General features: G+C 69.1%; 8 protein-coding genes. 3 read left to right on the top strand and 5 right to left on the bottom strand.

What is annotated here, in order from left to right; genetic code table 11:
- A partial coding sequence (locus tag K8V84_RS12975; protein WP_304074484.1) for a hypothetical protein occupies positions 1-232 on the top strand: 232 nt, incomplete at its 5' end.
- Positions 233-531: 299 nt separating this feature from the next.
- Here the strand turns inward: K8V84_RS12975 and K8V84_RS12970 are convergent.
- From K8V84_RS12970 to aceB, 4 genes are all read right to left on the bottom strand, one after another.
- Positions 532-1,848 (bottom strand): (Fe-S)-binding protein, encoded by a 1,317-nt coding sequence (locus tag K8V84_RS12970; RefSeq protein WP_304074482.1) that lies wholly within the window; start codon positions 1,846-1,848, stop codon positions 532-534.
- Positions 1,849-1,880: 32 nt separating this feature from the next.
- Entirely contained in the window at positions 1,881-3,071 is a 1,191-nt protein-coding gene (locus K8V84_RS12965) for an FAD-binding oxidoreductase (RefSeq protein ID WP_304074480.1), read from the bottom strand.
- 31 nt (positions 3,072-3,102) lie between these two features.
- Complete coding sequence (locus tag K8V84_RS12960) at positions 3,103-4,593, bottom strand: FAD-linked oxidase C-terminal domain-containing protein (RefSeq protein ID WP_304074478.1); 1,491 nt, start codon at positions 4,591-4,593, stop codon at positions 3,103-3,105.
- A gap of 122 nt (positions 4,594-4,715) precedes the next feature.
- Positions 4,716-6,320: a malate synthase A gene (gene aceB / locus K8V84_RS12955; protein WP_304074477.1), complete on the bottom strand. Its 1,605-nt coding sequence runs from the start codon at positions 6,318-6,320 to the stop codon at positions 4,716-4,718.
- A 315-nt stretch (positions 6,321-6,635) separates the two neighbouring features.
- On the opposite strand from aceB, the gene hflX reads away from it, so the two are divergent.
- Both hflX and K8V84_RS12945 read left to right on the top strand, forming a co-directional pair.
- Positions 6,636-8,075 carry a GTPase HflX gene (hflX, locus tag K8V84_RS12950; RefSeq protein WP_304074475.1) on the top strand — a complete coding sequence of 480 codons (1,440 nt, stop codon included), beginning with the start codon at positions 6,636-6,638 and terminating at the stop codon, positions 8,073-8,075.
- Between the two features lie 449 nt (positions 8,076-8,524).
- Positions 8,525-9,733, top strand: a complete 1,209-nt coding sequence (locus K8V84_RS12945; protein WP_304074473.1) for an amidohydrolase family protein — start codon at positions 8,525-8,527, stop codon at positions 9,731-9,733.
- 5 nt (positions 9,734-9,738) lie between these two features.
- On the opposite strand, the gene holA is transcribed toward K8V84_RS12945, so the two are convergent.
- Positions 9,739-10,288: DNA polymerase III subunit delta (holA, locus tag K8V84_RS12940; RefSeq protein WP_369696627.1), on the bottom strand; the 550-nt coding region annotated here is incomplete at its 5' end.

Below are 10,288 nucleotides of genomic sequence, written 5' to 3'. Positions count from 1 at the left end.
CCGTTCCAACGCTGATGCCCGCAGCGACCAGAACGGTCACAAGGACTTTCTTGGTTCTGTTCATGCTTCCTTTCCGGGGGATTCCTTGCAACATTTCTCTGTTGTCCTCGAATGCGGAATCAGGATGCGTTTTTTCGGTGTTTTTCAGGTTGTTGCGATAGTGGTCGGTCGTTTTCTCGGCATGGTGGGAACCCTCTTGTCTCGGGTGGTTCGGATCGCCTGTAGGAGGTGAGGGAGCGCGCACTTCGGATGTCTTTGCCGGTTAGGCGCTTGTTTCTTCCTTCGTGGTCGAATTCGGCCGGTTGCCATGCGTGGCCTCTGGGGAACTCTGGGTGTCCGGATGTGGCCATGGGGGTGCTGCGGGTCATGGGGAAATTGTGACCTGAAATTTCGTTCTCGCCGACGATTCCAGGGATGGCGCGTTGTCGCCGGCCGGGTCTGATCAATGGGTAGGGTGTGTTTTCGGAGGAATGTAAAAAGCGGCGACAGGTTCTCTGTGCGCCTTTATCGCCGCTCTCCTTTTGGAAAGGTTCACCTTCTGCCGAGGAGTTGTTCGGGGGTCAGGCCGCGCAGGGACGCGTCGAGTACTCGGGCGGTGTGGGTCACCGTCACCGGGGTGTCGGCGCGTTCCATCGCCGAGGCGATCTGCAGTGAACAGCCCGGGTTGCCCGACACCAGCACCTCCGCGCCGGTGGCGGCCACGTCCCGCCCCTTGCGGTCTCCGAGTTCGGCGGCGGCCTCGGGCTTGAACAGGTTGTACACCCCCGCAGAACCACAGCAGATCTCCTTGTTCGGCAGGTCGGAGACCTCCAGTCCGGGGATCTGTGTGAGCAGTTCTCGGGGCTGACGGGTCACGCCCTGGCCGTGGGAAAGGTGGCAGGCGTCGTGGTAGGCCACGCGCAGCGGCAGCGGGTGGCGTTCGGCGCGCGGTCCCAGGTCCACGAGGAACTCGGTCAGGTCCACCACCTTGGCCGAGACCTTCCGGGCGCGTTCCACCCAGGCGTCGCTCTCCCCGGCTTCGGCCATGGTGCGCTCGAAGTGCCTCATGCTGGACCCGCACCCGGCGGAGTTCACCACGATCCGCTCCACCTGGCCGGCCTCGAACACCTCCACGAACCTCTTGGCGAACTCCACCGCCTCCAGGAGACGACCGGCGTGGCCCGACAACGCGCCGCAACAGCCCTGGGCACGCGGGATCACCACGTCGCAGCCCTCCAAGGCCAGCACCCGCGCGGTCGCCGTGTTCACCTCGGGGAAGAACGCTCCCTGCACACAGCCCACCAGCATGCCCACCCGGGCCCGGCGGGCGCCGACGGCCGGCACCAGTTCGGGTAGCGGGGGTGGGGGAGTCGACAACGGCGGCGCGATGCGCTCCATCGTGGCCAGGGTGGGGGAGAGGCGGTCGAGCAGCCCGGTACGTCGTACCAGCGAGGACACTCCGCTCGCCTGGTAGGTGCGCAGCGGTCCGCGCATGGCCCGCAGCCGGTTGCGGTACGGGAAGAGCGAGAACACCGCCGCGCGCAAGGCCCGTTCGCCGCGGGGCCGCTCGTGCTCGCTCTCCACCCGGTGGCGGGTGTGCTCCAACAGGGCGTCGTAGGCCACCCCGGACGGGCAGGAGGACACGCACGCCAGACAGCCCAGGCAGTTGTCGAAGTGCCCGACGGCCGTCTCGGTGAGCACGTCCTCCTCGTGCATCTGCGACATCAGGTGGATGCGCCCGCGCGGGGAGTCCATCTCCTGACCCCACAGCACGTTGGTGGGGCAGGTCGGCAGACAGAAACCGCAGTGCACGCAGTCGTTCAGCAGGTCGCCGAAGAGACGCTCCGGTTCGGTCGGTGGTTCGGTCACGGGATCCTCCCAGGGGGTGCGCGGTGAACGGTTCAGATCCCGCCCGCGAAGCGGCCGGGCGAGAGACGGTGGTCGGGATCGAAGGAGTCCTTGACCGCTCGCATCAGCGACAGGCCCGGAACCTCACCCCAAGGATCGACCCCGGCCTCGTGCAGGTGCGGTTCGGCGCGCAACAGGACCGCGGACCGGTCGGGGGCGCGACGGACCGCCGCCGAGAGCTTCTCCACGACGTCGACGGGTGTACCGGGAGCGAACGACAGGTACAGGGTCCCCGCGGGGATCGACCCGTACCATCGGACGTCGCCGGCCAGAGCGTCCAGCTCTTCGACCAGGGACGGAACCTCGGCCGGCGGCACCAGGATCCGCGCCAGGGTGCCTTCGGTGGGCAGGACGCCCCACCCCTCGGGAAGCGCTTCGGTGACCTCCGCATCGTCCCCGCCCAACGCCCGGACGGTCTCCTCGACCCGGGGGACCAGGCCCTCGGCGGTTCCTTCCAGGACCACGCACAACCGGTCGTGGTCGAGTTCCACCGCCGCAGGCACCACCGCGGTGGCCCGCAGGGCCGCCAAGGACCGCTCGGTCCTCTCCCGTGACCGCAGCGGCACGCTCACCACCCGAACGGCCGATGGCAGCGGGTGCAGCCGGAACGCCGCCGAGGCGATCACCCCGAGCGTTCCGTAGCCGCCGGTGTGCAGCTTGGCCAGGTCGTACCCGGCCACGTTCTTGACCACGCGACCACCGCTGCGCGCCACCACCCCGTCGGCGCGCACCAAGGTCATCCCGATCACCAGGTCCCGCAGTGTCCCGGCGAGCAACCGACGGGGCCCGTTCACTCCGGTCGCCAGCGCACCGCCCACGGTGCCGCCCACGCGTACCGGGTCGTGGGACAGGCGTTGTCCGGCCTCGGCCAGGGTCCGCCGCAGCTCGGCCAGCGGAGTGCCCGCACCGACCTCGACGACCAGGTCACCGGCGTTGTGGTCGATCCAGGACAGCGCCGAGGTGTCCACCATCAGGTCCAGGGATCGGGGCGGCGAACCCCAGTCCAGGGCGGTGCCGCCCCCGCGCGGGGTCACCGTCGCCCCGGCGTCACGGGCGGTGGCCAGCAGCCTCCCGAGCGCCTCGGTGTTCTCGGGGCGGGCCACACGGTCGGGTGGAACCCCGCACACCGCGTCCGCCTCGGTCCCCGCACGCAGGGTGACGCCTTCGACGTCCAAGTCCTTCACGCTCGGTCTTCCCGCCTCTCGCCGTTCGAGGTCAGAACTGCTCGGCCCGCCCGGACTCCACCAAGGGATGCACCCCTGTGCGCACCCCGGGCCGCTCACCGCACAGACGCGGGGTGGGCAACAGCTTGTCCGGGTTCGCGATCCCGTCGGGGTCGAACGCCCGCCGGAACAGGTCGAAGGTGGCCAGGTCGTCGTCGGAGTACATGCGCGGCATCTTGCACGCCTTGTCGACACCCACCCCGTGCTCACCGGTGATGGAACCCCCGTGCTCCACACACAGGTCGAGGATGGCCCCCGACACCTCCTCGGCGAGCTTTCCCGCGCCGGGTTCGGCGTCGTCGAACAACACCAGTGGGTGCAGGTTGCCATCACCCGCGTGGAAGACGTTGGCCACCCGGATGCCCGTCTCGGCGGACAACGCGGCGATGCGGCCCAGCACCTCGCCCAGGGCCGTGCGCGGCACCACCCCGTCCTGCACGATGTAGGCCGGGCTGATCCGGCCCACCGCGGCGAAGGCGGACTTGCGGCCCTTCCAGATCAGTGCCCGCTCCTCCGCGCCACTGGCGGTACGGGTCTCGAAGGAGCCGCCGGCGGCGCAGAGCCCGGTCACCCTCTCCACCTGGGCGTCGACCTCATGGGCCGGCCCGTCCAGCTCCACCACCAGCACCGCGGCGGCGCCCGCCGGGTAGTCGCAGGCCACCGCCGCCTCCGCGGCCTCGATGGCCAGCGCGTCCATCATCTCGATCGCCGACGGCAGCACCCCGGCGGCGATGATCGCACCCACGGTCTCGCCACCGGCGTCCATGGACGAGAACGCCGACAGCAGGGTGACGGTCTTCTGCGGCGATCGGGTCAGGGAGACGGTGACGCGGGTGGCCACGCCCAGGGTGCCCTCGGAGCCGATGAACGCGCCGATGAGGTCGTAGCCGTGCGCGCCGGTCGCCTTGCCGCCCAGCTCCACGACCTCGCCGGACGGGGTGACGATCTCCAGGCCGCGCACGTGCCCGGAGGTGAAACCGTACTTGAGGCAGTGCGCCCCGCCGGAGTTCTCGGCGACGTTGCCGCCGACCGAACAGACCTGCTGGCTGGAGGGGTCGGGCGCGTAGTAGTAGCCGTACGGCGCGGCGGCACGTGTGATGTCGAGGTTGGCCACGCCGGGTTCGACCACGGCGCACTCGTTCTCCAGGTCGATCTCGACGATGCGACGCATGCGCGAGGTGACGAGGAGGACCCCCTCGGCGTGGGGGAGCGCTCCCGCGGACAGACCGGTGCCGGCTCCGCGGGGGACGTAGGGGACACCGTGTTCGGCGCACAGGGAGATGACGGCGGCGACCTGCTCCGTGGTGGTCGGCAGGGCGACCACGCCCGGGGTGGCGCGGTGGTAGGTGAGTCCGTCGCTCTCGTAGACGCGGCGTCGGGAGAGGTCGGTGAGGACACCGTCCTCGCCGCAGATCTCATGAAGTCGAGGGACCAGGGCGGTCAGCGCCGCCGGGATGCTCGTCGGGCGTACGGACGTGGCCATGGGCGTCTCCCCTGGTTCGGTCGGAGGACTCGACCTCGCAGAGGGACCGTACGACCGCACCCCTTGCCGAGACAAGGGGTGCGGTGGAAACATTCTTCCGTTTTATGAAATACCTCTGAGCGCTACGGCATGCGCTCGTAGGCGGGCAGCGTCAGGAAGTCGACGTACTCGTCGTCCAGGGCGACCTCGGTGAACAGCTCCTTGGCCTGCTTGAACAGGTCCTCGTCGTAGCCGGCGCCGAGGGCGTCCTTGATGGTGACGAGCTCCTCCTCGATGATCTGCTTGACGAGCTCGGCGGTGACCTTGGGGCCGTCGTCGAGGGTGACGTCGTTGTGCAGCCACTGCCAGATCTGCGAACGGGAGATCTCGGCGGTGGCGGCGTCCTCCATGAGGTTGTGGATGGCCACCGCGCCGTTCCCGCCCATCCAGGCGGCCAGGTACTGCAGTGCGACGTTGATGTTGGCGCGCAGGCCGGCCTTGGTGACGCCACCGGGGGTCTGGTCGACGGCGAGCAGGTCGGCCGCGGTCACCTCGACGTCGGGGCGCTGCTTGTCGATCTGGTTGGGCTTGTCGCCCAGGACACCGTCGAAGATCTCGCGGCAGATCGGGACCAGGTCGGGGTGGGCGACCCAGGAGCCGTCGAAGCCGTCGCCGGACTCGCGGGACTTGTCGTCGCGGACCTTGGCGAAGGCGTTCTTGTTGACCTCCTCGTCCTTGCGGGACGGGATGAACGCGGCCATGCCGCCGATCGCGTGGGCGCCGCGCTTGTGGCAGGTCTTGACCAGCAGTTCGGTGTAGGCGCGCATCATCGGGGCGGTCATGGTGACGGCGTTGCGCTCGGGCAGCAGGAACCTGCGGCCGCGGGTGCGGTGGGTCTTGATGATGCTGAACAGGTAGTCCCAGCGACCGGCGTTGAGACCGGCGGAGTGCTCACGCAGCTCGTAGAGGATCTCCTCCATCTCGAACGCGGCCGGGATGGTCTCGATCAGGCAGGTGGCGCGGATGGTGCCGCGCGGGATGCCCAGACGCTCCTGGGCCAGGACGAAGATGTCGTTCCACAGGCGGGCCTCGAGGTGGCTCTGCATCTTCGGGAGGTAGAAGTACGGGCCCTTGCCCTTGGCGATCTGACGCTTGGCGCTGTGGAAGAAGTACAGCGCGAAGTCGACGATGCCGCCGCTGGTGCGCTGACCGTCGACGAGGATGTGCTTCTCGTCCAGGTGCCAGCCGCGGGGACGCACGACGATGGTGGCCAGTTCGGAGTCCTCCTTCAGGGCGTAGGTCTTGCCCTGGGGGGAGGTGAAGTCGATCTGGCGGTCCAGGGCGTCGCGCAGGTTGAGCTGCCCCTGGATCATGTTCTCCCACAGCGGGGTGTTGGCGTCCTCGAGGTCGGCCAGCCACACCTTCGCGCCGGAGTTGAGCGCATTGATGGTCATCTTGCGGTCGGTCGGTCCGGTGATCTCCACGCGGCGGTCCGTGATGCCGGGGGCGGAGGGCGCGACCTTCCAGCTGTCGTCCTCGCGGATGTGCCTGGTCTCGGGGAGGAAGTCGAGGTCCTCGCCGGCCGCGACCCGCGCTTCGAGGGTCTTGCGCGCGGCCAGGAGGTCCTGGCGGCGGGACTCGAAGGTGCGGTGCAGTTCGGCGACGAGCGCGAGGGCGTCGTCGGTGAGGATCTCGTCGAACCGGTCGTTGAGGGGTCCCGTGATCTCGACCCCGTGCGTGGCGCCCATGGAAAACCTTCCGCAATACGAAATAAGCTTCTGGTATGTGGAAGTGAAACTACTATCTCGATGTCAAGCGGTCAACGTCACCCGCGGTATCGATGGCGGGTGAAGTTTCCGTGATCAGAATCTTCGCGGATCTTCTTCTGTAAATACGCTGATTCTTCGGCCTTGTCGCACTTTCGAAGGTTACACGGCGACCGCGTCCTGGTGGCTCGTGTCACACCACCTGCGATAATTAACGTGCCTTCACTCGAGGCGGGATGCCACCATCGAGCCAGGGAAGATTCCCGGAGGTGCCCGCGTTGACCCAACTGGAGGGATATGAATACTGCTGACTTCCACGGAGACGACCGAATCGGCCACGAGGCCGAGGACGCGTTCCGTGAGGGCTCGCCCGATCGGGGCGAGATGGAACTGGCCGAACGCCACGCTCTGCGTCGCGTTCAGGGGCTGTCCACAGAACTCACCGACGTCACCGAGGTCGAGAACCGGGCCCTGCGCCTGGAGCGTGTGGTCCTGATCGGAGTGTGGACCCGGGGAACCCAGGTCGACGCCGACAACTCGCTCGCCGAACTCGCCGCACTCTCCGAGACCGCCGGTGCGCTGGTCCTGGAAGGCATCACCCAGCGCCGTTCCAAGCCCGACCCCGCCACCTACATCGGTAAGGGCAAGGCGGCCGAGCTCCGCGACATCGTCGAGGCCACCGGCGCCGACACCGTCATCACCGACGGTGAACTCACCCCCGGCCAGCTGATCCAGCTGGAGGACGTGGTCAAGGTCAAGGTGATCGACCGCACCGCGCTCATCCTGGACATCTTCGCCCAGCACGCGAGCAGCAGCGAGGGCAAGGCCCAGGTCGAGCTCGCCCAGCTCAACTACCTGTTGCCGCGACTGCGCGGTTGGGGTCACTCCCTGTCCCGTCAGGCCGGTAGCGGTGGAAACGGCGGCGTGGGTCTGCGCGGTCCCGGTGAGACCAAGATCGAGACCGACCGCCGTCGCATCCACGACAGGGTCGCCAAGCTGCGCCGGCAGTTGGTCCACATGCGCACCGCGCGCGACGTCAAGCGCGACGTCCGGCGCACCCGACAGGTGCCCTCGGTCGCTTTGGCCGGGTACACCAACGCGGGCAAGTCCAGTCTGCTCAACCGGCTCACCGGAGCCGGGGTGCTGGTGGAGAACGCGCTGTTCGCCACCCTGGACCCGACGGTCCGTCAGGCCCGCACGCCCGACGGTCGCGGCTTCACGCTCAGCGACACGGTCGGCTTCGTGCGCCACCTGCCGCACCAGTTGGTGGAGGCCTTCCGCTCCACCCTGGAGGAGGTCTCCGACTCCGATCTGATCCTGCACGTGGTCGACGGTTCGCACCCCGACCCCGAGGCGCAGATCTCCGCCGTACACGAGGTCCTCGCCGACATCGAGGCCGGTGACGTCCGCGAGCTCATCGTGCTCAACAAGGTCGACGCCGCCGATCCCGACACCGTCAAGACCCTGCGCACCCGATACCCCGGCCTGGTCGAGGTCTCGGCGCGCACAGGCGAGGGCATCCCGGGTCTGGTGACGGCCCTGGCCGACGCCCTTCCCGAGATCGCCGAGGAGGTGCGCGCGCTCGTCCCGTACTCGCGGGGCGACCTCATCGCCCGCGCCCACGACGAGGGACGCGTGGTCACCGAGGAGCACACCGGGGACGGAACCGAACTGCACGCGTTCGTGCCCGCGTCACTCGCGGCCAAGTTCGAGGGATACGCACTGAGCACCGTCTGACCGGAGGCCGCCCTCCGAACGGTGACACGCCCGAGGCCGGGGAGTCCGCAGGGACGCCCCGGCCTCGAGCGTGTCCCGGGTCCCTCGTCTTCCGAGCACTCAGCCGTTTTCCACCCGTGACGCGGGTCATCGCAGTTCAAGCGTGGTGCGGGTGGTCTTCGTCACCCAAAGATTCCGCGAACTTCGCCCCGGAACGTTCGCATTCGTCCCTGTGCAGAGGTGTACACGGCGCCGGCGAATGGACTACGGTTTTGGAGCACTGGCCGGCAGTGGCCGCTGTCCCCCGACGGTGCACCCCCCACTGATCCGGCACCGCGCGGTGGCCCCAGGCCGCCCACGGCCCTGTCGGAATCACATCCAGATACGAGGTCGCCATGTCCGCCCGTGCTCTTCGCGCCCCCCGTTCGCGTGGCGCGCAACGGACCTGACCGGCGGGGGCGGACCATCTGATGCCGGTAGTACTCCTCACCAACATCGGCCGCCTCTGGACCGGTAACGAGCTGCTGACCAAAGCCGCGGTTCTCATCGACAACGACCGCGTGGCCTGGGTCGGACCCGCCGCCGAGCTGCCGCAACACATTCCGGGCGTGATGGAGGACCTCACCGACGTCGACGAGGTCGTCAACATCGGTGGCGGGCTCGTCACCCCGGGGCTCGTCGACGCCCATTGCCACCCCGTGTACGCCGGCGACCGCTACGCCGAGGTCAACATGTGGGCCAAGGGCGCCACCCGAGCCGACATCTTCGCCGCCGGCGGTGGGGTGTCCACCACGGTCACCATCACCCGCGGAACCGACCCCTGGACCCTGTGCAACGCCGTCCGCGAACGGCTCCGGCACTGGGTGCTCTCCGGCTGCACCACCGTGGAGGCCAAGACCGGCTACCACCTCACCCGGGACGGCGAACTCGCCGACGTACGCCTGCTGCGTTCCCTGGAGGAGGAACCGGGCATGCCCCGCCTGCACGTCACGTTCTTCCCCGCGCACGGGGTGCCGCCCGAGTTCTTCGGCCGCCCCAAGGAGTACGTGACCACCGCGGCCTCCTGGCTCGGCGACGCCGCCATGGCGGGCGCCGACGGGGTCGACGTCTACTGCGACAACCAGCAGTTCACCACCGAGGACGCCCACATGCTGCTCGGCGTGGGGCAGTCCGTGGGGCTGCGCACCACCATGCACGCCTGCTCGCGACCCCGCCACGGCGCCGTGCGCATGGCCGCCGAACTCGGTTGTACCTCGGTGGACCTGATGCACGAGGCCGACGACGAGGACATGCTCGCCCTGGCCACCACCCGCACGCCGGTGGTCGCCTGCCCCACCACGGCCCTGCACGAACGCCGAACCCCGCCGGTGCGGGCCCTGCTCGACCACGGGGTCCCCGTGGGACTGGGCACCGACCACAACCCCGCCCAGTCCGGCACGACGTCCATGCCCCTGGTCATCTCCCTGGCCGTATCCATGTTCGAGATGACCGTGCAGGAGGCGCTCAACGCCGCGACGGTCGGCGGCGCACGGGCCCTCGGACTCAACGACCGCGGACTGCTCGCCCCGGGCAGCCTCGCCGACCTCGTGCAGTGGGACGCCGACCACGAGGGAGCCTTCGCCTGGTCCATGGGGCTGAACACCCTGCGCGTGTGGCAGGGCGGTCAGACCATCCGCTGAGGACCTCAGCGGTTGCCGCGGGCGCGGGCGATCTCGATCACCGCGCGCTCCAGGGCGTACTCGGGGTCACGTCCGGCGCCCTTGATCAGTGCGTCCGTCTCCGCGACCACCTCCATGGCACGGGTGACCCCACCAGGGCTCCACCCCCTGGCCTGTTGGCGCAGGGACCGCATCTTCCACGGCGGTACCTTCGCTCGTTTGGCCAGATCGGCCTCGCTCATTCCGCGCGGGGGCTGGGCGGCGACCGCGATCCCGCGAATGGCCCCGGCCAGGGCGCTGTTGATCAGCACCGGTGCGGTGCCCACCGCCAGCGACCAGCGCAGTTGTTCCAGTGCCTCGGGCAGCCGCCCCTCCACGGCCCGGTCCGCCACCGTGAACCCGGAGGCCTCGGCCTTGCCCGAGTGGTAGCGGGCCACCGCGGCGGCGTCCACGCGGCCCTCGGTGTCGGCGATCAGCTGGGTGCAGGCCGCGGCGATCTCCCGCAGGTCCGTTCCGACCGCGTCGACCAGCGCCTCGGCGGCGTCGGGGGTGATCTGACGCTTGGCCGCGGTGCAC

Origin of the sequence: Nocardiopsis listeri (assembly GCF_020741345.1) — a bacterium.
GTDB lineage: Bacteria > Actinomycetota > Actinomycetes > Streptosporangiales > Streptosporangiaceae > Nocardiopsis > Nocardiopsis listeri_A.
The sequence above is the reverse complement of the archived record's forward strand: the minus strand, read 5'-3'. Positions and strand labels throughout refer to the sequence as shown.